Consider the following 26,262-nt stretch of genomic DNA (forward strand, 5'->3'; position numbering starts at 1 on the left):
GCAACCTCCTCAGAGGGGACGCTGATCGTTCATGGTCCCGATTTGCGGTGTCTCGTTCAACGCCTCGATCTCTGGTGTTTCGTTCAGTAGTTCGGCAGACGGTTGGTCCTGGACCCATTGCCAGAACAGCTGGTAGCCCACCGCCAGCGCCACCGGGCCGATGAACAAACCAATGAAACCGCCACTGACCATGCCGCCCAGGGCGCCAATCAGAATCACCGGCATGGGGACATCGACGCCGCGGCCAAGCATCAACGGCTTGAGGACGTTGTCGGCCATCCCGGCAATCAGGCTATAGATGCCAAACACAACAGTGGCCAGGCTCGTCCCTTCGGTGGCGAAGACATAAGCGATCACCGGAAGGGTCACCAGCAGCACCGGCAATTGCATGATCCCCATCAGCAGCGCAACCATCGCCAGCAAGCCGGCACCGGGGACACCCATGAGCACGAAACCCACACCAACCAGCAACATCTGAATGAACGCGATGCCGACCACGCCCTGGGCCACCGCGCGGATGGTTGCGGTGCAGAGCTCGGTGATGCGTGGGCCACGCTCCGGTCCGGAAAGACGCGAGGTGATGGCCAGGGCGCTTCTTTCGCCGTTTTCGCCATAGGCCATGAACACGCCGGCAATGATCAGGGCGCCGATGAACAACAGAAAACCCACACCAACGTCGGCCATTTTGCCCAGCAAGGTCAGTCCGATGGACTTGATATAGGGCATCAGCTTCATGAGCACGCTGCTCATGTTGGTGGCGGCCTGCATCCAGTAGTCGTAGAGCGGCTGGCCAATTAGCGGCAGGGACGCGATTTTTTCGCTGGGTAGCGGAATCTGCAGCGTATCGGACTTGAGCACCGCCAGGGTGCCCTGGACCGATTCACTGATCGAGGTGCCCAACAGGTAGATCGGCACCATCAGCAAGGCCAGGGCGACCACCACGATCAGGGTGGCGGCGCGACCGTCCTTGTTGACCAGCTTGCGCTTGATGAGCGCATGCAGTGGATACAGGGTGATCGCCAGAATCATTGCCCAGAGCATCAGGTTGAGGAAGGGGTGGAAGATCTGGAAGCAGAACAGTACCAGGACCGTAATCAGCCCGGCGCGTATCAGTACATCGAGCAAACCCCCGGACAGTGCTCTTGCGGAAATGTTAGTGCGCAACATTTTCGAACTCCTTGCGGTGTCACCAGGTTAGCCAGCCAGTTGAAGTCGTCCAAGCGTTAACAACTAACGCCTTCTTTCATGTAGGGAAAATTCAACGAGGTACCTACTAAATCCCAATAGGTAACAGGGTGGTTTGTAGTATAGGAGCAGTCGGATATTCCGCCTGATTACGCAGGCTGAAATTCTGCCGCTGTGGATAGTGTCCGCTGATGAACCCATGCTGGAAGCGAGTGGGGGGTTGGAACCAAAGGCGCTTGTTCCCGATCACGCATTAGCCGCTTCAGCGGGCGGGGCCGGATCATTGCGGACAGTCGCACCCGTCGCAAGAAAATAACCCTCATTAATTATCAATAATCCCCGGTCTGCTCTTTGGGGGGGGCCACGCTTCGTTTTTACGGTGGAGGCGCTAGAGTGCAGTAGCCCGTTGATTTAGTTGTTGGGCGCCCGCGCTTAACATCCCGGCCTTCGGTTGCGATTTATTTATTTGAAATGAGGACATGCCCATGGACCGCTTCCAGGAAATGCAGGTCTTCGCTGCCGTCGCCCAGGAACAGGGTTTTTCGGCGGCGGCGCGGCGTTTGGGTCTGTCGGCGGCCAGTGTCACCCGAGCGGTGGCGGCGCTGGAGCAGCGTATTGGCACACAACTGCTCACGCGTACGACGCGCAGCGTGTATTTGAGTGAGGCCGGTCAGCGATATCTGGAGGACTGTCGGAGAATTCTCGCCGAGGTGCAGGAAGCCGAGGACTCGGCAGCAGGCAGCCATATCCATCCTCGTGGGCAACTGACCATCACCGCACCGGTCTTGTTTGGCGAGTTGTTTGTCACGCCGCTGATGGTGAGCTACCTGACGCAATACCCCGAGGTCTGTATCAACGCGCTGCTGGTGGACCGGGTGGTGAGCGTGGTCGAGGAGGGCGTCGATGTGGCCATCCGTATCGGCGAGCTACCCGACAGCAATCAGCATGCGATTCGCGTGGGTAAGGTGCGGCGGGTGATCTGCGCCTCGCCTCAGTTTCTGGCCAGCCATGGTCAGCCCAGGCATCCACAGGAACTGGCTCAGGCGCCGATCATTGCGACATCGGCCATTGGCCAGCTCAGGAGTTGGCCATTCATTGAAGGCGGCGAAACCCTGAGTGTGCGGGCTGAACCGCGACTGGTGGTGACGGCGAATCAGGCCGCCATCACGGCAGCCAGTCTGGGGTTGGGGTTCACGCGGGTGCTGTCTTATCAAGTGGCGAGCAAGGTGGCCGCCGGTGAGCTGGAGATTGTTCTGGCTGACTTCGAACTGCCGCCATTACCCATCCACGTGCTCTATCAAGGCGGGCGCAAAGCCCCGGCCCGGGTGCGCAGTTTTGTGGATTTCGCGGTCAAGACCCTGCGCGAGCACCCGGCGCTCGAGGGTTGAGTTATTTCACCCAGTGAAATAATGGATTGCGTTTGCTGGTGATTCTGTTGTTTTGCTTGTGAGTGGAAGATACGACCCACCGGCGCTGATCTTCCTGAGCAGCACCACAGACCCGAGGTGTCGACCATGCAAGCGATCAAACTCTACAACTTCCCACGTTCCGGCCACGCGCATCGTGTCGAGTTGATGCTGTCCCTGCTGAAATTGCCGACCGAATTGATCTTCGTTGACCTCGCCAAGGGCGAGCACAAGCAGCCGACGTTCCTGGCGCTCAATGCATTCGGTCAGGTGCCGGTCATTGATGACGAGGGTGTGGTATTGGCCGACTCCAACGCGATTCTGGTGTATCTGGCGCAAAAGTACGGCAACGGCCGTTGGCTGCCGGCTGATCCGGTGGGGGCGGCCAACGTCCAGCGCTGGTTGTCGGTGGCTGCCGGCCCGATTGCCTTCGGTCCGGCCCGGGCCAGGTTGATCACTGTATTTGGTGCGCCTTACAACGCTGAAGAAGTGATTGCCTACGCCCATACCGTGCTCAAGGTGATCGATCACGAACTGGCCGATACAGCGTATCTGGTCGGCACTGAGCCGACGATTGCCGACGTCGCCGCCTACAGCTACATCGCCCATGCGCCGGAGGGCAATGTGTCGCTGGACGAGTACCCCAATATTCGCGCGTGGCTGGCCCGTATCGAAGCCTTGCCAGGATTTGTCGGCATGCCGCGCACCGTCGCCGGCCTGCAAAAAACTGCCTGATGCTCGCGGCCCGGTGTTGCCGGGCCGCCCCGACCTGCGCCATTGGCGCAAGGGAGAAGCCGTATGGACCGTTCACCCTGGCATGCCGGCGAGAAACAATTGCAGGCGCATGTAGGCGTTGCCGAACGAATGGAGATTTTCGGTCGTAAGGTGATTCGCAGCGAGATGCCGGACCAGCACCGCACCTTCTATCAGCAGTTGCCGTTCATGCTGTACGGAGCGGTAGATGCCGACGGTCATCCCTGGGCCAGCATTCTTGAAGGCCCGCCCGGATTCGCCCACTCGCCAGCACCTGGCTTGTTGCAGTTCAGCAGCCTGCCTGCCTTTGATGATCCCGCGCCGTTGAGTGACGGCGCGGCCATCGGCCTGTTGGGTATCGAGTTGCATACTCGCCGGCGCAACCGCATCAATGGACATGTGCGTGCCATGACGACCGGTGGTTTCGCGGTGACGGTGGATCAGTCCTTCGGCAATTGCCCGCAGTACATTCAGTTGCGCCAGTTTCGTTCGGTGCCGCTGGCCGACCCTGCGACGCGCGTCGCGCAACACTTCAACGGACTGGATGACGCGGCCAAGGCCATGATCGCCGAGGCGGACACGTTCTTCGTTGCCAGCTATGTGGAGGTCGATGGCGAGCGCTCGGTGGATGTATCGCACCGTGGCGGTCAGACCGGTTTCGTACACGTGGAAGGCAATCGCCTGACCATTCCGGACTTCGCCGGCAACCTGCATTTCAACACCTTGGGTAACCTGCTGCTCAATCCCCGGGCCGGGTTGTTGTTCATCGATTTCAATACCGGTGACTTGCTGCAGCTCAGCGGGCGCACAGAAATCATTCTCGAGGGCCCGCAGATCGAGGCGTTTCAGGGAGCCGAGCGCCTGTGGACAATCGATGTCGAACACGTCGTACGTCGCCCCGCCGCCCTGGCGTTACGCTGGCGCTTCGACGGCGTATCACCCACCAGTTTGCTCACCGGCACCTGGGAGCAGGCCGCGGCGCGTTTGCAGGCCAAAGCCCTGGGCGATCAATGGCGGCCGTTGCGGGTGACACGCATTGAAGCGCAAAGCCACAGCATTTGCTCGATTTACCTGGAGCCCGCCGACGGAGCCGGATTACCGCTTTTCCAGGCCGGGCAGCATTTACCCTTGCGCTTCAACATTGACGGTGAAGTGCACATCCGCACCTACAGTTTATCGAGCGCTCCGTCCGATGATTTTTTCCGCATCAGCGTGAAGCGCGACGGGCGGGTCTCTACCCATTTGCATGAGCGGATTCGGGTCGGCGACCTGTTGGAGGCGCGGGCGCCGCAAGGGCATTTCACCGTGGCGCCCCATGAGCGTCGGCCATTGGTGTTGCTGGCGGCCGGGGTAGGCATCACGCCGCTGTTGTCGATGCTGCGCGAGGTGGTTTACCAGGGATTGCGCACCCGCCGTATCCGCCCGACCTGGTTTATCCAGGGGTCGCGCACGCTGGCCGACCAGCCGTTTCGCCGCGAACTGGATCGCCTGCTCGAAGACGCCGGTGACGCGGTGCGGGTGGTGCGTGTGCTCAGCCAACCGGAAGCCGAGGCGGTGCAAGGCGCGGACTTCGACCTCAGTGGGCGGATCGACGTCGTGCTGCTCAAGGAGCTGCTGACAGTCGAGGACTACGATCAGCCGGACTTTGTCGTCTGTGGCCCCGGAAGTTTTACCCAGGCGCTGTACGACGGCTTGCGCGAGCTGGACATTCGCGACTCGCGGATTCACGCCGAAACCTTTGGCCCGTCCACCTTGCGCCGACGCCCGGACCCCGATGCGGTGGTCATTGAGCAGCCGCCAGCCGCCACCACGTCGGTGCCCGTGGTGTTCCAGCGTTCGGCCAAGGAAGCGCGCTGGCAGCCGGAGGGTGGCAGTTTGCTGGAGTTGGCGGAAAGCCGTGGCCTGCGCCCGGAATTCAGCTGTCGCGGCGGCTCCTGCGGCACCTGCAAGACGCGCCTGGTCAGCGGTCAGGTGCATTACCCGCTGCCGCCAGCGGAGGTGCCGGATGACGGACAGGTGCTGATTTGCTGTGCGATTCCGGCGCAGGGGGCGCAGCCGTTGGTGCTCGATATCTGAAGGAAGACTACCGCTGAACATTGCCCGCCGGTCGATGGCTGGGTAGGGTAGGGGCAGAACGAAAAGGGCCGCAGAGGCTAAGGCCATTCGGTCAAGCCCCTGACATTGTGGGAGCGGGCTTGCTCGCGAAGGCAGTGTGTCAGCAACGTTGATGTTGACTGACACGACGCCTTCGCGAGCAAGCCCGCTCCCACAAGGTTTGCGGCCCTTTCTGCATTTCAGGAACAGGCGTTTCAATGGTTTTTTTCACTCGCTCGATCGCCTTGCTGCTGGCGCTGGTGCTGACCGCCGGATGCGAAAGGCACGACGCACCGCCGCTGGATCAGCAACTCTACGTCTGGCAGCGGCAGTGGACGCCGGCCCACGACGCCGCCCTCAGGGACAGCCATGCCGACTTTTCAACGTTGCGGGTGCTGGCCTTGCAGGCCTTCCCCAATGCCGGCTGGAGCCGTGCCCGCATTGACCCGGTATTGCTCAGGCGCGATGGTCGGCCGGTGATTGCGGTGGTGCGCCTGGATGGGCAGCTCAAGGCACTCGATCAGCAAGAGATCACCGCGCAGATCCGCCAGGTGATCAGCGATTGGCAGGGGCAAGGGTTGAACCTCGCCGGCGTGGAAATCGACCACGATGCCGGTAATGCCCGGCTACCTTCGTACCGCGAATTTCTCGCGCATCTGCGTGGAGAATTGCCGACTTCGCTGCCGCTGAGCATCACGGCGCTGCCGTCCTGGCTCGACAGTCGCGAACTGCCGGCGTTGTTATCCACAGTCGACAGCAGCGTGTTGCAGGTGCACGCGGTGAGCGATCCGCGTCGTGGCTTGTTTGATGCCGATCAGGCCCGGCAATGGGCGAAGGCCTGGAGCCGCGTCACGACAAAACCTTTCTATCTGGCGCTGCCGGCCTACGGCGTGGCGTTGCTGCCATCGGCGGACGGCGCACCGGTTGTGGAAAGCGAAGTGACGCTGGAGCGCGAAGGCCTGCGCCGGGAATTACTCGCCGATCCGCAGTCACTGCGCACCCTCGGCACCGAACTGCGTGCCGATCCACCGAAACATCTGGCGGGCTTGATCTGGTTTCGCCTGCCATTGGCCAACGACCGCCGGGCCTGGAGCTTGACCACCTTGCGCGCCGTGGCGCGTGCTGATGTTCTCGACAGTCAGTTGACGCTGCAACTCTCGGCCGACAATGGGCTCTATGACATCGGCATCAGCAACCAGGGCAACCTCGACAGCGCCTGGCCCGAACGCCTGACACTCGCGGTCAGCGGCTGTGACGGGGCCGATGCCTTGGCCGGTTACGCGTTGCAACAGCGACCGGATCTGCTTACCTTCACCCGCCTGCGCGATGGCCGAATTCCGGCCGGCGGACAGCGTGCCATCGGTTGGGCTCGCTGCGCACACATTGATCAAGGAGGTTCGAATGTTCACCCGTAACTGGCCGCGTCATTTGCTTTGCCTGAGCCTCAGCCTGCCGCTGGGCTCGGCGCTGGCCTGCGGCCCGGACTTCCCCATGCGCCTGCTGGATAACCGTGGCCAGTCGCTGGCGGAACTGCCCGAAGGCAATTTCAGCTTTGAAATCAGCCGTCTCGGCCACGCCATCAGCGGCTTGAAGAACGTCACTGCTGGTGCCGACTACGGCGATCAACCCGACGCGGTAGCGCTGCGGGAACAGGCCGAGCAGGCGGGACTTTCCGCTGAGCAACAAGTGCTGGTGAAACACCTGCGCGGCCTGACGAATGCCCATCAGGTTGAAACCGAAGGCACGCAACTGCCGCCCGAGCTCAGGTGGTACCTGGCGGGCGCTGTGGCATTTGGCGCGGGTGATAATGCCTTGGCCGCCGGGTATTTCAAGAAAGTCCTGGCCTTGCCCGCCGAGCAACGGGCTTCGCGCAGCACCTGGGCGGCTTACTCGCTGGGGCGCGCGTTGTTCGCCATGAGTGCCGAAGCCAATGCGGCGCCCGATTTGCTCGAACAATCGGCAAAGGCCTTCGAGCAAACCCGGCAACTGAGCATCGACGGCTTCAGCGATCCGCTGGAACTGGGTGTCGCCAGTCTCGGCGAAGAAGCCCGGGTGGTGCGCACTGCCGGCGACTGGAACCGTGCCATCGAGCTGTACGCCACGCAGAACCTGCACGGCTCCGCGGTGGGTTACACCTCGTTGAAGCTGTTGATGGCGGACCTGATGACGCTGCCGGAGGATCAAGTGGCCGAGTTGCTCAAGGGCCAGCCCGTGCAGCAGTTGGTGACCGCGTCCTTGATCAGCCGCTTGGGCTGGTCGTTTGGCGAGCAACCACCGAACGAACTGAAAATGATCAAGCTGTTGCAAAACAGCACGCGCGGCAGTCTCGAAAACGCCGACCGCCTGGCGGCGATGAATTATCAACAGGGCGATTACGCCAGCGCCAAGGCGTTCCTCGAGCATGCCGGCGATGGCGGGTTAGCCTGGTGGCTGCGGGCAAAACTGGCGGTGCGCGACGGCGATAAAAACGCAGCCGCCGCAGCCTATGCCAAAGCGGCCCAGGCCTTTCCGCAGAATGAGTCCTGGGGCGAGCGGCGGACCCCGGACTACGATTACGAAACGCTCCAGCCCAAATGCCGGGTCGAGGGTGAAAGTGCGATCCTCGCTCTGCAGCGCGGGGATTACCTGCAAGCCTTCGATCAGTTGTATCGCAGCCAAAGCATTTACTGGTTCGACGCCGCCACCGTTGCCGAACGCGTGTTGACCCTCGAAGAGCTCAAGCACTACGTCGACACACAAGTGCCGGCCCCGCCACCGCTCAGCCAGCAGGAACGCGACAACTACGTGCCCTTGCCCGTAGCGGCGAGCCTGCGCAATTTGCTGGGGCGGCGTTTGTTGCGTGAAGGCCATTACGAGCAAGCGCTGGCGTACTTCGATAATGACGGCTTGCGGCACAAGGCCAGGTTGTATGGCGAGCAACGCCAGGCGGCAGATTCAGCCTGGTGGCCGACCCGTCGCGCCGCTGCACTGTTCAATGCCGCCTGGACGGCGCGTGAGTGGGGCATGGATATCCTGGGCTACGAAATGGCGCCGGATTACGCCACGTTCGGCGGCAATTACATCCTCGAAAACGCCGAACTCAAGGTCGGTCCATTGATGGCCGAGGACGAAGTGAAGCGTCAGCAGGCCAGCGCCGCCCAGCCCGATCAGCGTTATCACTATCGCTTCGTAGCCACGGCGCTGGCGAGCAGGGCAGCGGATAACTTGCCTCACACCAGTCAGGCGTTTGCGGCGGTGCTGTGCGAGGCCTCGGGGTGGAACAGCAGCCTCGAGGAGCAAAGTGCGATTTATCAGCGTTACGTCAAAGAAGGGCCTTACGTGGAGTGGGCCGCCGACTTCGGCCACCAATGCCCGTACCCCGACTTCGAGAACGCCGACAAGCGCTACGTGACTCAAGTCACCGACGCGGCGCGTTCGGCCTTGCGCCCCTACAAGACGCCGTTGCAGGTCGGTAGCGTACTGGCGTTCGCGGCAGCCGCGTTGTTGCTGTTCAAGCGTCGCCGCCGCAAGGCGCCGTGAGGTTCAAGTCTGTTGCACGAAGGTCAGCCGCACGGCGAAACCGATTAACAGGCTGCCGAACAACCATTGCTGCAGGCGCTGGGCTGAAGGGCTGCGTTGCAGCCAACGGCCGAGTGCCGCGCCGATCAGGGCGTAGGTGCTGTCGAACAACAGACCGACACCGACCAGCACCACGCCAAGGGTCGCAAACTGTCCGAGCACCGGCCCGGCTTGTGGGTTGATGAATTGCGGCAGCAGCACCGAGCAGAACAACAGTGCCTTGGGATTGAGCAGGTTGGTCAGCAATCCGCGTCGGATGGCTGTGCCCCAGCGCGGTTTTTCGCCGGTTGTGTCGGCGCTTCCCAGGTTCGGCAGCATCGTGGTTCGCAGGCACTGAATACCGATCCACAGCAGGTACGCGGCGCCTGCCAGGCGCACCACATCGAAGGTCCAGGGCGCCGCCTTGAACAGCGCCGCCAGCCCCAGCGCCGCCAGTCCCACATGACAGCCCCGGGCGATGCCCAAACCCACGGCGGTGGCCAGCGCGGCGCCTTTTCCCTGGCGGGCACCCGTCTGCAACAGCAGGATCATGTCAGGCCCCGGCAACAGATAGACCACCGCCAGCGCCATGAAAAACATCCAGAGTCCTTCCACGTTGCACCCCCATTCGTTGTCGATTCGGTAGTGCCAGTCTAGGGCCGGAGGGCAGGGCAGGTGCTTGCGTTGTCAGCTTCTATCGGCGGCTGTATTGGCATAATCTGCCACTTTCTTTCGCATGCACCATCGGAATCTGCCAAACCATGAAACTCGACGCCTACGACCGCAAGATTCTCGCCGCACTGCAACGGGACGGCCGCCTGAGCAATGTGCAACTGGCAGACGAGATCGGCCTGTCGGCATCGCCTTGTTTGCGCCGGGTACGGATGCTTGAAGAGGCGGGGGTGATTCGCGGCTATCAGGCCAATCTGGATCGCGACGAAGTGGGGTTGGGGCTGACGGTGTTTGTCGGGGTCAAGGTCGAGCGCCATAACGACGAACAGGCCGAAGCCTTTCGCCTGGCGGTGACGGCATTGCCCGAGGTGATTTCGGCGTTTCTGGTGTCAGGGGAGTCGGACTTTCTGCTGCAGGTGGTGGTGCCGGACCTGCGTGCCTATGACCGGTTTCTCACCGGGCGTTTGCTGAAGCTGCCGGGGGTGAGCGACATCCGCAGCAACTTTGCGATTCACACGGTGAAGGCGCCGGGGGCGTTGCCGCTGGAACATTTGCCGCTTTAGACCGAGTCGTCTGCCTTCGCGAGCAAGCCCGCTCCCACATTTGATTTGTGTGCGCCACAAAACCAATGTGGGAGCGGGCTTGCTCGCGAAGGCGATAGAACAGTCACTGCAACGCTTAAAGCTCTACATCTGCGTCGCCATCCCCTCCACATTCATCGCCGCCTGGCGCAACGCCTCGGAGCGGGTCGGGTGTGGGTGGCAGGTCAAGGCGATGTCTTCGGCCGAGGCGCTGAATTCCATGGCCACGCAATACTCGCCGATCATTTCACTGACGCTCGGGCCGACCAGATGCACGCCGAGGATTTCGTCCGTGCGCTCATCGGCCAGCACTTTGGCGAAGCCTTCGGTCTCGTGGTTGATCTTCGCCCGGCTGTTGGCAGTGAAGGGAAACTTGCCCACCTTATACGCCCGGCCTTCAGCCTTGAGCTGCTCCTCGGTCTTGCCAACGCTGGCCAGTTCCGGCCGGGTGTAGACCACGCTGGGAATCAGGTTGTAGTTGACCTCGCCCGCCTTGCCGACGATCTGTTCGACGCAGGCCATGGCTTCGTCCTCGGCCTTGTGCGCGAGCATGGGGCCGGAGGTCACGTCACCAATTACCCAGACCCCGGCGGCTTCGGTGCGATGCCCCTTGTTGGCAAGCATGCCGCGCTTGTCCGTGGCGAGGCCGACGTTCTCCAGGCCCAGGCCGTGTGTATAAGGTCGGCGCCCGATGGCCACCAATACGTAATCCGCTTCCAGCAACTCGGCAGTGCCGCCTGCGGCAGGCTCGATGCTGAGCTGTACGCCGGTGGCGGAGGTGGTGGCGCTGGTCACTTTCGAACTCAGCTTGAAACTCAAGCCTTGCTTGCTCAGGGAGCGTTGCAGGGTTTTGCCGGCTTCGATGTCCACGCCGGGGCAGATCCGGTCGAGGAACTCGACTACCGTTACCTGTGCCCCCAGGCGTCGCCATACCGAACCCAGCTCCAGGCCGATCACGCCGGCGCCGATCACCACCAGATGCTTGGGCACCTCGGTCAGCGCCAGGGCGCCGGTGGAGTCGAGGATGCGCTTGTTATCGATGTCCACGCCGGGCAGGGGAGTGGGTTCGGAACCAGTGGCGATGATGATGTCCCTGGCGCTCAGTTCGGTCTTGCCGCCGGCGCTGTCGGTCACCGTGACTTTGCCCGGCCCGTCGATGTGGCCCCAGCCCTTGATCCAGTCGACTTTGTTTTTGCGGAAAAGAAACTCGATGCCCTTGGTCAGCCCGGTAACGCTTTCATCCTTTTGCTTCATCATCTGGGCGAGGTTGAGGCTGGGCTTGACGTCGATCCCCAGGTTGGCGAATTCCGCGCCCATGGCCGCGTCGTACAGTTCGGAGGCATGCAGCAATGCCTTGGATGGCATGCAGCCGACATTCAGGCAGGTGCCGCCGAGTGTGGCGCGCCCTTCCACGCAGGCCGCCTTCAGACCCAGTTGTCCGGCGCGGATCGCCGCGTTGTAACCGCCGGGTCCACCGCCGAGTATCACGACGTCATAAGTGCTCATGGATGTACTCCTGGATCGAAAGGGGATGGGTAAAAGTAGTTCCTGATTAATATTACGAGCGTAATATATGAGCGCCGCAACCTTTCGGTCAAGGCTTCAGGTTAGCGACAGGTTGGGCATCTTTAGATAGCGCGCTTGAATACGGAAATTTCACTATTTTCGTTATATCGTAACGAATTGTCCTGTAAGCGAAGACGCTCTGGGGTGGTATGCAAGTCGATCTCGATGTTGATGAAACGCCGCTGGCCGGGTTGCCCCGTTTTCAGCAGGCGTCCATTCAAGGGCGGCGTTTGCGTCAGTTCGCCATCGGTGCGGGCGTACTCGCCACAGTGGGTGCGTTGCTGGCGTTTTTTGCCGGGCTGTTCGCCTCGAAAACGTTGTGGCCAGCGTTATTGTTGAATCTGAGTACAGCGTTTGTGGTGCTGATGGCGGGCTTGCAATCGGCCGGTTGGGTCGCCCAATGGCGTGCCCGCGCCATGAATCCCGTGGCGTCGGTGGTCGTTGTCGACGAATCTGCCGAGCCTTTGGGCTGGTATGAACGTTTGCTGGACCGGATCAGCGGGCAATCGCACAACCTGCTCGGGCAAATTGGCGCGCCGACGCTGTGGCTTGGCGGTTGGGCATTGTTGGCCGTTTTGGGCGTCGAACAGGCCTGGGACCTTACGTTGCCCCCGGCAGGGCTGGGGCTGGCGGCCACTGTTGGGGCGGCGTGCTCATTGCTGTTGGCCTTCGGTCTGTTGGTGATGGAGCGTCATCTGGCACAGGAAAACACCGCGCAATGGCCTGAAGCCGCCGCGTTGGCGCAATTGACGCGTGTGCCCATCATCAGCCTGTTACTCGCTGCGTTTTGTCTGTTGTTTGCCGGTGAATCGTCGGTATGGCCCGTACGTCTGGCGGTGTTGTCCGGACTGCTGCCTGGGTTGGTGGCGGCAGAGCTGTTGCTGCGTGCGGTGTTGTCATTGTTCAGTCCCCGCCGCGAACGCCTTGAGCCGGAGTTACTGGCGCGCAGCTTTGTCGCCGATATGCTGCGTTGGCCACCACAGCCATTGCTGGCGTTGCAGCACGAATTACACAACCGCTTCGGTATAGATCTGCGGCAGATCTGGGCTTTCACTTACATGCGTCGGGCGTTCCTGCCGGTTTTGGGGGTGGTTACGCTGGTTGGCTGGTCGCTGACGGGCATTCACGAAATTGCGCTGCAAGGGCGTGGCATTTATGAACGATTCGGTAAGCCGGTGGAGGTGTTTGGCCCGGGTTTGCATCTAGGTCTGCCTTGGCCATTGGGCCGGGTATTGAGCGTCGAGAATGGCGTGGTTCACGAGTTGGCCACCAGTGTTGGCGAAACCACCGCCCCTGCCCAGGCTGACCCTGCCGAAGGCCCGGCCCCGGCAATTGCCAATCGCCTGTGGGACGCCAGCCATGTGAACGACAAATCCCAGGTGATCGCCAGCAGTCGAGCCGACAAGCAGAGCTTTCAGATCGTCAACATGGATGTGCGCTTCGTCTATCGCATCGGTCTGAGCGATGAGGCGGCATTGGCCGCGACCTATAACAATGCCGATGTGCCGATGTTGATTCGCAGCACGGCCAGCCGAATCCTGGTTCACGATTTTGCCTCGCGCACTCTCGACGGTTTATTGGGTGAGGACAGGGTAGGGCTGGCGGAAGAAATCGGCCGCGCCGTTCAGGCGGACCTCAAAAAACTCGACAGCGGTGTGGAAATTCTCGCCACGGTGGTCGAGGCGATTCACCCGCCGGCCGGTGCCGCCAACGCCTATCACGGCGTGCAAGCGGCGCAGATTGGGGCGCAAGCCTTGATTGCCCGTGAGCGCGGTGCCGCCGCCGAAGCCACTCACCAGGCGCAGTTGCAGGCCAGCATCGCCCGTGATCAGGCGACGGCCAGCGCCCGTGAAATCAATGCCGGCGCCCAGGCTGCGGACCTGAAATTCAACGCCGAGCAGAAAGCCTATGCCAGCGCTGGCCAGGCCTTCGTGCTGGAGCAGTATTTCAGTCAGTTGTCCCAGGGGTTGGCCAACGCCAAATTGTTGGTGCTGGACCATCGTCTGGGCGGCAGCAGCAATGCGCCGACCATCGACCTCCGTACTTTCACGCTGCCGGTTGACCCCGCGCCGTCGCGTAAAACCGCTCAGCCAGGAGCCGCCAATTGAGCCAGTCCCAGACGCACGATCACGATGACCACAGCGGCCACGATCACGGCCATGGCGGGCATCACCATCATCACCATCATCACCATCATCACCACGGCGATCCGCAGGAGGTCGGTCCATTCCCGTGGCGCCGTATGGGCTGGGCGGCATTGCTGGTGGCGTTTGTAGTCGCCGCCGCGAGCCTGGTGCAGGTGCGTTCGGGGGAGGCCACGGTGATCACGCGCTTCGGCAACCCTTCACGGGTCTTGCTGGAGCCGGGGCTGGGCTGGCGCTGGCCGGCACCGTTCGAGGCGGCGATTCCGGTGGATCTGCGGCTGCGCACCACGTCCAGCGGTTTGCAGGATGTCGGCACCCGGGACGGTTTGCGCATCATCGTCCAGGCCTATGTGGCGTGGCAGGTGCAGGGCGATCCGGACAATGTGCAACGCTTTATGCGTGCGGTGCAGAACCAGCCTGATGAGGCTGCGCGGCAAATTCGTACCTTTGTCGGCTCCGCACTGGAGACCACCGCCAGCAGTTTTGATCTGGCGAACCTGGTCAATACCGATGCCAGCCAGGTACGCATCGCCGATTTCGAAGCGCAACTGCGCAAGCAAATCGATCAGCAGTTGCTCACCACGTATGGCGTGCGCGTGTTGCAGGTCGGTATCGAACGACTGACGCTGCCTTCGGTAACGCTCACCGCGACCGTCGACCGGATGCGCGCCGAGCGTGAAACCATCGCCACCGAACGCACGGCCATCGGTAAGCGTGAAGCCGCACAAATTCGTTCTGCCGCCGAACGTGATGCGCGAATTGTGCAGGCTGATGCCACAGTGAAAGCGGCAGATATCGAAGCGCAATCGCGGGTCGAAGCAGCGCAGATTTATGGTCGCGCCTATGCGCAGTCGCCGCAGCTTTACAACCTGCTGCGCTCGCTCGACACCCTGGGCACGGTGGTGACGCCGGGGACCAAGCTGATTCTGCGCACCGACGCGGCACCGTTCCGGGTGTTGGTAGACGGTCCGCCGAGTCTCGATAACAAGTCCGGATCGCAGCCATGAGTTTGGTTCCACGTGGAACAAATGAGTTGAGCAGCCCGTGGATTCAGGCCGGGCGCCTGGCGTTTATTGCGCTGTATGCGGTGACGGTGTTGGCGGCATTGGCCTGGGCGTTTTCCAATGTGCGGCAGATCGATCCACAAAATCGCGCCGTGGTTTTGCATTTCGGTGCGCTGGATCGCATTCAGAATGCCGGGCTGCTTCTGGCTTGGCCGCAACCCTTCGAGCAGGTGGTTTTGTTACCCGCGGCGGATCGGGTGATCGAGCGTCGAGTGGAAAGCCTGTTGCGCAGTGATGCCGCGACGCAGGCTGATCGCGTGGCCAGTTTTGCCACGCCTATCAGCGATGCCCTCGCAGGCTCCGGCTATCTGTTAACGGGTGACGCCGGCGTGGTGCAACTCGATGTGCGGGTGTTCTACAAGGTCACCGAGCCCTATGCGTTTGTGCTTCAGGGCGAACATGTGTTGCCGGCTCTGGATCGGCTGGTGACCCGTAGCGCACTGGCGCTCACGGCCGCACGGGATCTGGACACCATTCTGGTCGCTCGTCCGGAACTGATCGGCGCCGATAGCCAGGCGGCGGAACGACGCGAGCGCTTGCGCGGTGATCTGGTGCAGGGCATCAATCAACGGCTGGCCGAACTCACTGCAACAGGGCAAGGCTTGGGCATCGAAGTGGCACGGGTCGATGTGCAATCGAGTTTGCCAAGCCCTGCGGTGAACGCTTTCAACGCGGTACTGACCGCCAGCCAGCAAGCCGATAAGGCGGTCGCCAATGCACGCACCGAAGCCGAGAAGCTGACGCAAACCGCCAACGAGCAAGCCGACCGTACGCTGCAAGTTGCCCATGCCCAGGCGAGTGAACGGCTGGCCAAAGCGTCTGCCGATACGGCCACCGTGTTGAGCCTGGCCAAGGCCCGGCAGCAAGGTGTCGACCCGCAAATGCTGCTGCGCATTTATCGCGAGCGCATGCCGAAAATTCTCGGCCAGGCCGGTTCGGTCACCACGGTCGATCCCAAAGACGATTCCCGCCTGATCATTCAGGGAGCTGCACAATGACCGCTCAAACCGCTGCACCGAGCCTGTTTTCTTCGGTCGAACAGCGCCGCGCCGCACGCCAGCTGACCCTGGCCATGCTCGCATTGGGCATGCTTGCGCTGGGCCTGATCTGGCGTTGGCTGGCGCCGGAGCAGACCGGTGTCAGTCAGTTGCTGTTGGGGTTTGCTTCGTTGCTGGTTGCTGTACCGGTCATGCGTTCGGCCTGGTACAGCCTGCGTTATCCAAGCCTGCACGGCATCACTGATCAATTGATTGCCCTCGCCATGCTGGGTGCCTGGGCCACCGGGGATCTGCTGACGGCGGCCCTGTTGCCGATCATCATGATCTTCGGCCACGTGCTGGAGGAGCGCAGCGTGATCGGTTCCCAGGAGGCGATTCACGCCCTCGGCAAACTGACCCGCAGCCACGCGCGCAAGGTACAGGCGGACGGCTCCATCATCGAAGTCGACAACGGCACGCTCAAGGCCGGCGATCGGGTCGAGGTGCGCGCCGGGGACCGGGTACCGGCGGATGGCCGCGTGTTGTCCGGCCAGGCCAGTCTGGACACCGCCTCCATTACCGGCGAGTCGGTACCAATGGAAGCAGGTATCGGCATGTCGGTGTTCGGTGGCGCGATCAACCTCGATGGTCTGTTGCGAATCGAAGTGACCCGCACCGGCCATGAGTCGACCCTCGGCAAAGTGATTGCCCTGATGCAAAACGCCGAGCGTTCGAAGCCGCCCATTACCCGCTTGCTGGAGCGCTACGCCGGCAGCTACATGGTGCTGGTGTTGCTGCTGGCGGCCGTGACCTGGTTCATTACCAACAACGCCCAGGCGATGCTCGCGGTGTTGGTGGCGGCCTGTCCTTGTGCGCTGGTGTTGTCGGCGCCGGCCACGGCGATTGCGGGTGTGGCGGTGGCGGCACGCCACGGGATTCTGATCCGCAGTTCTGCGTTCCTTGAAGAGTTGGCGGACCTGACCTCGCTGGTGGTCGACAAGACCGGGACGCTGACCTTCGGCACCTTGCGCCTGCAATCCATCGACAGCCCGTTGGAGGATCGCAGCCATGTCCTGACGCTGGCGGCGAGCCTCGGCTCGGCCAGCAGCCATCCGGTGAGCCGCGCCCTGGCGGGGTTGGTGGCCCAGGAACATTTTCTGCTGCTAACTGACATTCATGAACGCCAGGGCCTGGGCGTGGTGGCGATGACCGGGCAGGGCGAAGCGGCGCTCGGCCGGCCGGAGTTGTTCGCGCAGCTGGGCATCAGTACAACGGCAGTTCCCGATCACGATGGACCGATTGCCGGGCTGGCGCTCAATGGGGAGTTTCTAGCCTGGCTGTTGCTGGCCGACAGCGTCAAACCCGAGGCGCAGTTTGCCTTGGGTGAGTTGCGTGAACTGGGTCTGGGCCGTCAGTTGTTGCTCACGGGTGATCGCCACAGCGTTGCGCAAACGCTCGCCCGGGATATCGGGATCAGTGACGTCGAAGCGCAAGCCCTACCCGAAGACAAACTCAACCGCGTGCTCAAGGAAATCGACAGCGGCTTCCGGCCGATGGTGGTCGGCGATGGCATCAATGATTCATTGGCCCTCAAGGCGGGTGTGGTCGGTGTAGCCATGGGGGCGGGCGGTGCAGACATCGCCTTGGCATCGGCTGACATCGTGCTGATCGGCAGTGACCTGCGTCGCCTCGGCACCTGCGTGCGCCTGAGTCGTCAGTGCCGCCAGACATTGCAGGTCAATGTGATCATCGGGCTGGGCTGGACCCTGGCCATTGTGGCCTTCGCCGCGTTCGGCTGGCTTGGTGCTGCCGGGGCGATGATTGCGGCGTTGTTGCATAACCTCAGCACCTTGCTGGTGTTAGGCAATGCCGGTCGATTGCTGCGGTTCCAGGAGCCATTGCTCAAGCTCAAGGACGAAACCTGAAGGCCAATGCTCTAAACCGGGCAATCACAGGTCTTAAACTTTTTAGAACTGTGCGCCCGGTTCGTAGTCATTGGAGATGAGGGCACATCATTTTGTGCGTTCGCAGCGGTCGGTTCTGACGTCGCGAATCATTGAAAATGGCTATTAATTCGATAGCCAGCTATTTTTCAAGGATGGTCTACCCTCTGATCAGACGTCTGAAACAAGGGGGATTCTCCATGCTCGCGCAACTTCCACCGGCCTTACAGAATCTGCAGTTACCGCTTCGCCTGAGACTCTGGGACGGCCATGAATTCAATCTGGGGCCGACGCCCAGCGTCACGATTGTGGTCAAGGACCCGCAAATGGTCTCCCAGTTTACCCATCCAAGCCTGGATGCCCTCGGTGCTGCTTTTGTCGAAGGCAAACTGGAGCTCGAAGGCTCCATCAGCGACGTGATTCGCGTCTGTGATGAATGGAGCCAGGCGTTGCTGGACGAAGACGATGACAATCAGCCTGTTCGTAGCGTTCACGACAAAGATACAGACGCCAAGGCGATTTCCTACCACTACGACCTTTCCAACGCGTTCTATCAGCTGTGGCTCGACAGCGACATGGCGTATTCCTGCGCTTACTTCGAGACCGGCAGCGAAAGCCTCGAGCAGGCCCAGCAAGCCAAGTTCCGTCATTTGTGTCGCAAGCTGCGCCTGCAGCCCGGCGAATATCTGCTGGATGTGGGGTGTGGTTGGGGCGGATTGGCGCGTTTTGCTGCGCGAGAGTTTGGCGCGAAAGTGTTTGGTATCACCCTCAGCAAGGAGCAGTTGGCTCTGGCCCGGGAGCGCGTAAAAGCGGAGGGCCTGGAGGACCTGGTCGAACTGCAACTGCTCGACTATCGCGATTTGCCGCAGGATGGCCGCTTCGACAAGGTTGTCAGCGTCGGCATGTTCGAACACGTGGGCCACGCCAATCTCGCGGAGTACTGCAAGACTCTGTTCGGTGCGGTGAAAGAGGGCGGCCTGGTGATGAACCACGGGATCACCGCCAAATACACCGATGGCCGTCCGGTGGGGCGCGGTGCCGGTGACTTCATCGGAAAATATGTGTTCCCCAACGGCGAGCTGCCGCACCTGTCGATGATCTCTGCGCAGATCAGTGAGGCCGGGCTGGAAATCGTCGACGTCGAAAGCTTGCGCCTGCACTACGCCCGCACGCTTGATCACTGGAGCGAACGCCTCGAAGACAATCTCGAAGCGGCTTCCAAACTGGTACCGGAACAAGCCCTGCGCATCTGGCGGCTGTACCTGGCTGGTTGCGCCTACGCGTTCGCCCGCGGCTGGATCAACCTGCACCAGATTCTCGCCGTGAAGGCCCACGCCGATGGCAGTCATGAACTGCCATGGACACGGGACGATATCTACCTTTAAAGAACTGGCGAAATAAGCCGGGCGACCCGCATGCCGAGCTGCTGCAGGCGGTGGGTCTCCCGGCCTTCTCCTTTGGCGATTTCGTGGGCGTTGGCGAAGTCATCGTTGAGCATCTGTTCCACCTCGGCGGCAAAGGCGCTGTCGACGGTCAGCAACATCACTTCGAAATTCAGCCGGAACGAACGGTTGTCCAGGTTGGCGCTGCCGATGGCGCTGATTTCGCTGTCGATCAACACCACTTTCTGATGCAGGAATCCGGGTTCGTAACGGAATACCCGCACACCCGCGCGCACGGCTTCGAAGGCGTAGAGGCTGGAGGCGGCGTAGACGATTCGATGGTCGGGTCGAGACGGCAACAGCAGCCGCACATCCACACCCCGCAGGACCGCCAGACGCAACGCTGCGAACACGGCTTCATCGGGGATGAAATACGGGCTGGTGATCCAGACCCGTTCCGTCGCCGCATGGATCGCTTCGACAAAGAACAGCGAACAGGTTTCGTAGGCGTCTGCCGGCCCACTGGCAAGCAACTGGCACAGCACGCCGTCTTCCGGATAAACCTCGGGCAGGATCAGTGGCGGCAGGGCATGAGCCACCCAGAACCAGTCCTCAGCGAAAGACTCCTGCATGCACGCCACCACTGGCCCGCGCACTTGCACGTGGGTATCGCGCCAAGGGGCCAGGGGCGGTTTCTCGCCCATGTATTCATCACCCACGTTGTGCCCGCCAACGAAGCCGAGAATGCCGTCCACCACAACGATCTTGCGATGGTTGCGGAAGTTCACCTGAAAGCGATTGAACCAGCCACTACGGGGGCCAAAAGCCTTGACCTCGACCCCGCCATCACGCAAGGCCTGCACGTAGCCGTTGGGTAAGGAATGGCTGCCGATTCGGTCATACAACAGATAGATCGCCACGCCTTCGGCGGCTTTTTTCAACAGTAAAGTGTGCAGGCGTTGGCCGAGGCGGTCGTCGTGGACGATGAAAAACTGGATCAGCACGGCCTCTTTTGCCTGGCTGATGGCATCGAAAATGGCCTCGAACGTCGACTGGCCGTTGATCAACAACCGCATCTCGTTATTGGCTAGGCACGGCATGTGTCCCAGCTTCGGCATCGCTCTGAGTGAGGCATACGCCGAGGAAGCACGGGCGGTGAGGGCTTCTTCTACCCAGGGTCGCCAGTTGAGTTCGGAAACTGCCTTGCGCATCTCCTCGTTGGCCTGCCGCCGGGCCTTGATGTAGCCATCAAAGGTGCTGCGGCCGAACATCAGGTACGGGATCAGCGTGAGGTAAGGGATGAAAAATAGCGAAAGGGCCCAGGCGATCGAGCCTTGGGCAGTACGGACGGTCAACACGGCGTGGATGGCCGCGATCATGCCCAGCGAGTGCAGCAGGGCGATGGTATAACCGAAAATATGCGGTCCGAAATAATCCATGGGGGCTGCCTTGCTCCTGAAGATTCAGTGCTTAACAGACCATGTTCCGTGCAGAATGTCGCTAATTAATTGGCCCCTGAACCGAAGCCTGCGGCTGACGTCTAACGGCCACTACTGATCAGGAGTTACTCGATGAACGTTCGTCTGCTGGGTTTGGCCATGGCACTGGGTTTGGCACTTCCTGTGGCGGCTCACGCGCAAATGCTGCAACCGGGATTGTGGGAGCTGACCACGAGCAACATGAAGGTCGATGAGCAGAATATGCCTGACCTGCAATTGATCCTCGGTCAGCTCCAAAGCCAGATGACCCCTGAGCAGCGTGCGCAGCTGGAAAAGCAGGGGATCACCATGGGGGGCAAAGGGATCCGGGCGTGCCTGACGCCAGAGCAGGTCAAGACCGATAATATTCCGCTGACCGATCCGCAGTCGGGCTGCAAGCAGGAAATCACCGACCGCTCAGGTAACCAGTGGAAATTCCGCTTCAGCTGCCCGAGAGCCCAGGGCGCAGGCGTGGCGACATTCCTCAGCGACCGCGAATTCACCACCAAGGTCAACGGGACGTTCAACGCCACCGGCATTCAGCAGAAGGGCAGCCTTGAATCCCGCGCTGTCTGGCTGGGGCAGGATTGCGGTACGGTGAAGCCGAGAGCTTAAAAGCTTCGCGAGCAAGCCCGCTCCCACACTGGATTTGTGAACGACACAGATCCAGTGTGGGAGCGGGCTTGCTCGCGAAGGCGTCCATCCAGCCTCCCTAGATCCCAGGCCGGCTCAACCATTCACACGCCGCCTCGACCGCCATCCGGCCAAAATCCTCCCCCGTGCGGCTGCGCACACTGACAAACCCCCCAGCCTGTTCTTTTTCTCCGACCACCACCAGGTACGGCACGGTCCGGCTGTGCTGGCGAATCTTGAAACGGATTTTTTCGTTACGCAGGTCGGACCTTGCGCGCACCCCCCTTTGGCGCAGGGATTCGGTCACCGCTTGTGCATAAGTCGCCTGGCGGTCATCCATGCTGACGACGACCACATGGGGTGGAAGGCTCCAGTGCTGCAGTTCCTGATGGCTGGACCAGCATGTGCCGTAGATCCGTTGTTGCAACGTGCCGCTGATGTGATCGAGGGCGAACGCCTGCAAGACTTTGGTGGTGGGGACGTGCGGTCCATGGCTCTGGTATTCGGTGTCCCCCAGACGGTACATCGACACCTCTTCGCGCGGTCGCCGACGACGGATCGAATGATTGGTCGCTGCCAGTGACTGCATGCGCGCCTCGATGAGGGGCAGGTCTGCCGGAGTCAGCGGTCGCTCGACGACAAACTCGTAAAAGAAGCCGTCGCCCAACTCCCTGCCCGCGCGCATTTGCGCATGCGGGTGGAGTTGCTTGACCGCCATGGCCAGCATCAATGCACAGGAGCGGCGCAGGATCTCCAGTCCGTCCGGCTCGCGGGGGGTGACAATGCTGACCCGGGCATCCGCCTCGATCATGTATTCGCAGTCCACCAGTACACCATCGACCCGGCCCGCTACGGCCGCGCTGGCCAGTTCGGGGCCGATGCTGGCGGCCAACTCGTGCACGGAGAGCGGTTGGTCGTATTCACGCAATGAACCATCGGACAGAGTGATCTGGATCATGGTCGGCGTACTCAGTCGCTTCTAACGAGCGTTATCGCATAAACCTAGTGCTAATTCCTGGCTGCTGTCATTAAGACCTTTGTCGTGCCAGGCATTTTGTATCGGCGCATTCACGGGGCGGGCATTGCGAGTCAGCACGTTGCTCATGGTCAGAACTCGTTTTGCAGGGCTTTGTAGCCGCGCACCAGATCGACGTTGGTGCGCGCCACGTCTTCGGAAAACTCCGAAGCGCTGACGCTCACCGGCGGGTATTGCGAGAGGTCGGTGTTGGGGCCGATCCGCGTGGTGGAGGGCACGTAGAAGGCTTCAGGCAGGTCACGCCCGTCGACCACCGAGTTGTGCCGCACCACGCAACCGTCACCGACCACGCAGTTGAACAACACGCTGTTGAAGCCGATGAACACCCGATTACCCACGATGCAGGGGCCATGCACGATCGAGCGGTGGGCGATGGAACTGAACTCGCCAATGGTCACCGCCGCGCCGGATTTGGAGTGGATCACCACGCCGTCCTGGATGTTCGAGTTGGCACCGATGGTGATCGGCTGCATATCGCCCGACTCGTCGACTTCGTCAGCTCGGATCACCGCGTAGGGCCCGACGAACACGTTCTCGCCAATCACCACTTTGCCGCAAATGATTGCCGTCTTGTCGACGTACGCCGACTCGGCAATCAGCGGTAAATCTCCGGATGGATTCTTGCGGATCATGGCTTGCTCAATGCGTTGTACAGGGGGGTGAGGTTGTCCCAGTTGAAACGGCTCTCGGCAACGGCGTCGTGGGCGTGCAGGCTTTCGGTGTGGATCACACGAATGTGGAAGGCATTGATGCCTGTGGAGCGTTTCAGGGCCGTGTTCAAACGGCGTGCGGCGTCTTCGCAGAACATCAGGTTCTGACCATTGGCCAGGGCGAAGGCCTGTTCGTCGGCGCGTTTTACGGCGGTTTGAACGGCTGTGCCGAGTGCGGCTTCGGCGTCGTTGATGATGGCGATCAGAGGCAACTCATCCAGGAAATCAGCCAGCCTTACGCGCAACTGTGCGCTGCTGCGTTGACTGTGAGGGGTGGCGACGATGCCGTTCGTGGAGCCGAGCCACGCTAAAACGTCGGCGTGTTGCAGTGACTTGTTGGCGAAATCATCGACGAATTGCTGCTGTATCAACTGCCGAGAAAGGGCCGCGGAGCATGGACAGGTTGAGGAATAAGGCACGTCGATTTTTAGTTCCACGTGGAACATCGCGTTTTTCAAACGCGCTTCGATGCTCACCGGATAGCTTTTCCAGCCAGACAGTGGACTGATCAGCGCCGGTCTTTTCAGCAGCACTTCGGCGTTAATGGTTAAGTGCGCACTGCTGGACAGGCCTTCATGACTTTCAAGAAAACGCTGCAAAACCCGCCGCAATAGAGCCGGTGAAAGGTTTTCCTGCTCCAGCAAATCAAGCGCCAGATAGAGCCGTGACATGTGAATGCCGCGCGCACTGCCATCGTCGAGGCTCACGCCGGCATCAGCCTTTGCATTCGAGCGTTGGCCATCAAGCAAAACGGGAAGAGCAATGCCGCACATGCCCACCCACTCCAGTGGCAGGGCTTGGCGTGAGGCCTGCGTGGCGATATCCGGCAGAGTCAGCGCATTCATGAGCAGGTCCATCGTGGGAGTTGTTTTGAGATGTTATAGTATATCAATAAAATCAACGATGCCTTTTTTCATGGGCAGGTCTTCGTCATGCCCAGGCGCCATGTGCTTAGCCTGTTTTGGCCGGTGCGGGCCTAACAGCCAGTGATCCGGTTGCAGGTGAACTTCGCGCTGCTACCACCGGAACTCGAAAACCGGTTGATCGTGGTCCAGCCGACGCGCTGGTTGTAGCCAACCCAGGCCTCGCCATCGGAAGCGATGCCGGTGAAAAACACCAGCTGACCGTAGCGGCTGTTGGTCTGCACCCAATGGCGCTTTCCAGCCATTTCGAAACCTCGCAGATAGATGGTGTTTCCGGCGGTGTTGACGCTGTAGGCGTTGCCATCCGCATCCACGCAGGCCAGCAGGTTGGCGCTGCGGGTACACCTGGCCAGGCTCGGGACCTGGGCCATCGCGTCGGCAGCCACCAGCAGGGAAAGCATGATCAGTGCAGTTTTCAGGGTGTTGCGCATGGGCTTTCTCACGTCGGAAGCGGCATTCAGCGTGCTGTCCTTTACCCGGCCGGGCAAGAGGGGATGGCTTATTTGTAATGTTACAGTATAACATTCTGTAAGCCCGACACAGCGACCGGGCATCCCTGTGAGGAATATGCAGATGTCCAATCGACTCCCCGTGACCGTTCTCTCCGGCTTTCTTGGTGCCGGAAAAAGTACACTTCTTAATTACATACTACGTAATCGCGATGGTTTGCGGGTTGCGGTCATCGTCAACGATATGAGCGAAATCAACGTAGATGGTGCCGAAGTCCAGCGTGATGTCAGCCTTAATCGGGCTGAAGAACGGTTGGTGGAAATGAGCAACGGGTGTATTTGCTGTACGTTACGTGAAGACTTGCTCGAGGAAGTGAGCCAACTCGCCAGGGAGGGTCGCTTCGACTATCTGCTGATCGAATCCACCGGCATTTCCGAACCGCTGCCGGTGGCGGAAACCTTCACCTTTCGCGATGAAAACGGCCAGAGCCTCAACGACATCGCACGTCTCGACACCATGGTCACGGTGGTCGACGGCATGAACTTCCTGCTCGATTACCAGGCTGCCGAAAGCCTGGCTTCCCGGGGAGAAACACTTGGGGAAGAAGACGAACGTTCAATTACCGATCTGTTGATCGAGCAGGTCGAGTTCGCCGATGTGATTTTGCTCAGCAAGATCGACTTGATCAGCAGCCACCAACGCGAGGAATTGATCGCCATCCTCGAGCGGCTCAACGCCCGGGCGGAAATCATTTCGATGACGATGGGCGAAATCCCCTTGGATAAAATCCTCAACACCGGTCGTTTTGATTTCGAAAAGGCTGCCCAGGCGCCGGGATGGTTGCAGGAGCTGCGCGGGGAGCACGTGCCGGAAACCGAAGAATACGGCATTGCTTCCAGCGCTTACCGGGCACGTCGGCCGTTCCATCCACAGCGTTTCTTCGACTTCATCGACGGCCCTTGGGACAACGGTAAACTGTTGCGTTCAAAGGGCTTTTTCTGGCTGGCGAGCAAGCATATGGACGCCGGCAGCTGGTCCCAGGCCGGCGGTTTGATGCGCTATGGTTTTGCCGGGCGCTGGTGGCGTTTCGTACCGAAAAACCAATGGCCGCAGGACGAAGAAAGTACCACCGGGATCATGAAAAACTGGACCGACGACAGCGGGGATTGTCGTCAGGAACTGGTGTTCATCGGTCAGCACATCGACTTCACGCAGCTCACCGCCGAACTGGACGCCTGCCTGCTGACCGATGAGGAAATGGCGTTGGGCGTAGAGGGCTGGCGTTTGTTGCCTGATCCCTTCGGCCCTTGGTACGAAGAAGCGGCCTGATCCTCTGATGGCGCTTCAAGGCTTGAGCCATGTGCCCTGGTTCTGGGCCTCGCAGTACGGCTGCAAATATGCTGCGTCGGTGGCAACGCCGTAATAGTGAATATCCTGGCGGTAGGGCATATTGGCGACTTGGGCGTTGCTGCAGATGCCAAATGCTCCGCCGGGGCATTGATCGACATACTGCACATCGACTTTCTGCCCCGCCAGGTTCGGCTGGCAGAAACCATCGGCGAAGAGTTTTGGCGGGATGTTGCGGTTCTGTTGGCAAACCTGGACATCAAGCCGCTCGGCCTGGCTGTGAACCACGCAGGCCTGGGCCAGCGCCTCGCCTGAAACGAGTGCCAGGAGCAACGACAAGCCAATCAAGCGCATCCATTTCCTCCTCAGAAATCATCGAAC

General features: G+C 60.9%; 22 protein-coding genes. 13 read left to right on the forward strand and 9 right to left on the reverse strand.

Going from position 1 to position 26,262, the window contains the following annotated elements:
* Window positions 1-9: 9 nt before the first annotated feature.
* A complete protein-coding gene (locus tag KW841_RS00670; protein WP_218473005.1) occupies window positions 10-1,167 on the reverse strand; it encodes an AI-2E family transporter in 1,158 nt (385 codons plus the stop codon).
* A 503-nt stretch (window positions 1,168-1,670) separates the two neighbouring features.
* Between KW841_RS00670 and KW841_RS00675 the strand changes: the two genes are divergently transcribed.
* The 5 genes from KW841_RS00675 to KW841_RS00695 all read left to right on the forward strand — a co-directional run bounded on the left by KW841_RS00675 (window position 1,671) and on the right by KW841_RS00695 (window position 8,957).
* Window positions 1,671-2,573 carry a LysR family transcriptional regulator gene (locus tag KW841_RS00675; protein ID WP_218473007.1) on the forward strand — a complete coding sequence of 301 codons (903 nt, stop codon included), beginning with the start codon at window positions 1,671-1,673 and terminating at the stop codon, window positions 2,571-2,573.
* 126 nt (window positions 2,574-2,699) lie between these two features.
* Window positions 2,700-3,326 carry a glutathione S-transferase family protein gene (locus KW841_RS00680; RefSeq protein WP_218473009.1) on the forward strand — a complete coding sequence of 209 codons (627 nt, stop codon included), beginning with the start codon at window positions 2,700-2,702 and terminating at the stop codon, window positions 3,324-3,326.
* Window positions 3,327-3,389: 63 nt separating this feature from the next.
* Window positions 3,390-5,420, forward strand: coding sequence for a pyridoxamine 5'-phosphate oxidase family protein (locus KW841_RS00685; RefSeq protein ID WP_218473011.1), 2,031 nt, complete (start codon window positions 3,390-3,392; stop codon window positions 5,418-5,420).
* 236 nt (window positions 5,421-5,656) lie between these two features.
* Entirely contained in the window at window positions 5,657-6,853 is a 1,197-nt protein-coding gene (locus KW841_RS00690; RefSeq protein WP_218473013.1) for a DUF3142 domain-containing protein, read from the forward strand.
* Window positions 6,840-8,957, forward strand: a complete 2,118-nt coding sequence (locus tag KW841_RS00695; RefSeq protein WP_218473016.1) for a hypothetical protein — start codon at window positions 6,840-6,842, stop codon at window positions 8,955-8,957. Before KW841_RS00690 ends, KW841_RS00695 begins: the two co-directional genes overlap by 14 nt.
* Before the next feature lie 3 nt (window positions 8,958-8,960).
* On the opposite strand, the gene KW841_RS00700 is transcribed toward KW841_RS00695, so the two are convergent.
* Window positions 8,961-9,590 (reverse strand): LysE family translocator, encoded by a 630-nt coding sequence (locus tag KW841_RS00700; RefSeq protein ID WP_218473019.1) that lies wholly within the window; start codon window positions 9,588-9,590, stop codon window positions 8,961-8,963.
* Between the two features lie 146 nt (window positions 9,591-9,736).
* Between KW841_RS00700 and KW841_RS00705 the strand changes: the two genes are divergently transcribed.
* Entirely contained in the window at window positions 9,737-10,210 is a 474-nt protein-coding gene (locus KW841_RS00705) for an Lrp/AsnC family transcriptional regulator (protein WP_007969928.1), read from the forward strand.
* Window positions 10,211-10,333: 123 nt separating this feature from the next.
* Here KW841_RS00705 and lpdA read toward each other — a convergent pair whose 3' ends face one another.
* A complete protein-coding gene (lpdA, locus tag KW841_RS00710) occupies window positions 10,334-11,734 on the reverse strand; it encodes a dihydrolipoyl dehydrogenase (protein WP_218473022.1) in 1,401 nt (466 codons plus the stop codon).
* Between the two features lie 209 nt (window positions 11,735-11,943).
* On the opposite strand from lpdA, the gene hflK (KW841_RS00715) reads away from it, so the two are divergent.
* The 5 genes from hflK (KW841_RS00715) to cfaB all read left to right on the forward strand — a co-directional run bounded on the left by hflK (KW841_RS00715) (window position 11,944) and on the right by cfaB (window position 19,307).
* Window positions 11,944-13,902 carry a protease modulator HflK gene (gene hflK / locus KW841_RS00715; protein ID WP_218473024.1) on the forward strand — a complete coding sequence of 653 codons (1,959 nt, stop codon included), beginning with the start codon at window positions 11,944-11,946 and terminating at the stop codon, window positions 13,900-13,902.
* Complete coding sequence (gene hflC / locus KW841_RS00720) at window positions 13,899-14,945, forward strand: protease modulator HflC (protein WP_218473026.1); 1,047 nt, start codon at window positions 13,899-13,901, stop codon at window positions 14,943-14,945. Before hflK (KW841_RS00715) ends, hflC begins: the two co-directional genes overlap by 4 nt.
* Window positions 14,942-16,000, forward strand: coding sequence for a protease modulator HflK (hflK, locus tag KW841_RS00725; protein WP_218473028.1), 1,059 nt, complete (start codon window positions 14,942-14,944; stop codon window positions 15,998-16,000). The genes hflC and hflK (KW841_RS00725) overlap by 4 nt, the downstream gene beginning before the upstream one ends.
* A complete protein-coding gene (locus tag KW841_RS00730) occupies window positions 15,997-17,904 on the forward strand; it encodes a cation-translocating P-type ATPase (RefSeq protein WP_218473030.1) in 1,908 nt (635 codons plus the stop codon). Before hflK (KW841_RS00725) ends, KW841_RS00730 begins: the two co-directional genes overlap by 4 nt.
* A gap of 218 nt (window positions 17,905-18,122) precedes the next feature.
* A complete protein-coding gene (cfaB, locus tag KW841_RS00735) occupies window positions 18,123-19,307 on the forward strand; it encodes a C17 cyclopropane fatty acid synthase CfaB (RefSeq protein ID WP_217836742.1) in 1,185 nt (394 codons plus the stop codon).
* On the opposite strand, the gene cls is transcribed toward cfaB, so the two are convergent.
* Window positions 19,304-20,743 (reverse strand): cardiolipin synthase, encoded by a 1,440-nt coding sequence (cls, locus tag KW841_RS00740; RefSeq protein WP_218473031.1) that lies wholly within the window; start codon window positions 20,741-20,743, stop codon window positions 19,304-19,306. The two genes, cfaB and cls, sit on opposite strands and share 4 nt — an antisense overlap.
* 132 nt (window positions 20,744-20,875) lie before the next feature.
* Here cls and KW841_RS00745 point away from each other — a divergent pair, with 132 nt between their 5' ends.
* Entirely contained in the window at window positions 20,876-21,397 is a 522-nt protein-coding gene (locus KW841_RS00745; protein ID WP_007971671.1) for a DUF3617 domain-containing protein, read from the forward strand.
* A 97-nt stretch (window positions 21,398-21,494) separates the two neighbouring features.
* Here the strand turns inward: KW841_RS00745 and KW841_RS00750 are convergent, their stop codons facing one another.
* The 4 genes from KW841_RS00750 to KW841_RS00765 form a co-directional block, all read right to left on the reverse strand.
* The gene (locus KW841_RS00750) at window positions 21,495-22,373 is read right to left on the reverse strand and encodes a His/Gly/Thr/Pro-type tRNA ligase C-terminal domain-containing protein (protein ID WP_218473032.1); all 879 of its coding nucleotides are present in this window, start codon (window positions 22,371-22,373) and stop codon (window positions 21,495-21,497) included.
* A gap of 149 nt (window positions 22,374-22,522) precedes the next feature.
* Window positions 22,523-23,083 (reverse strand): carbonate dehydratase, encoded by a 561-nt coding sequence (locus tag KW841_RS00755; RefSeq protein WP_218473033.1) that lies wholly within the window; start codon window positions 23,081-23,083, stop codon window positions 22,523-22,525.
* Window positions 23,080-24,006, reverse strand: coding sequence for a GTP cyclohydrolase FolE2 (gene folE2 / locus KW841_RS00760; protein ID WP_218473034.1), 927 nt, complete (start codon window positions 24,004-24,006; stop codon window positions 23,080-23,082). The genes KW841_RS00755 and folE2 overlap by 4 nt, the downstream gene beginning before the upstream one ends.
* Window positions 24,007-24,137: 131 nt before the next feature.
* Complete coding sequence (locus KW841_RS00765; RefSeq protein ID WP_218473035.1) at window positions 24,138-24,515, reverse strand: glutamine synthetase; 378 nt, start codon at window positions 24,513-24,515, stop codon at window positions 24,138-24,140.
* A gap of 142 nt (window positions 24,516-24,657) precedes the next feature.
* Between KW841_RS00765 and zigA the strand changes: the two genes are divergently transcribed.
* Entirely contained in the window at window positions 24,658-25,863 is a 1,206-nt protein-coding gene (zigA, locus tag KW841_RS00770) for a zinc metallochaperone GTPase ZigA (protein ID WP_218473036.1), read from the forward strand.
* 15 nt (window positions 25,864-25,878) lie between these two features.
* Here the strand turns inward: zigA and KW841_RS00775 are convergent, their stop codons facing one another.
* Window positions 25,879-26,235, reverse strand: a complete 357-nt coding sequence (locus KW841_RS00775) for an NADH:ubiquinone oxidoreductase (RefSeq protein ID WP_218473037.1) — start codon at window positions 26,233-26,235, stop codon at window positions 25,879-25,881.
* Window positions 26,236-26,262: the final 27 nt, after the last annotated feature.

This window comes from Pseudomonas sp. PDM28, assembly GCF_019219115.1.
GTDB lineage: Bacteria > Pseudomonadota > Gammaproteobacteria > Pseudomonadales > Pseudomonadaceae > Aquipseudomonas > Aquipseudomonas laurylsulfatiphila.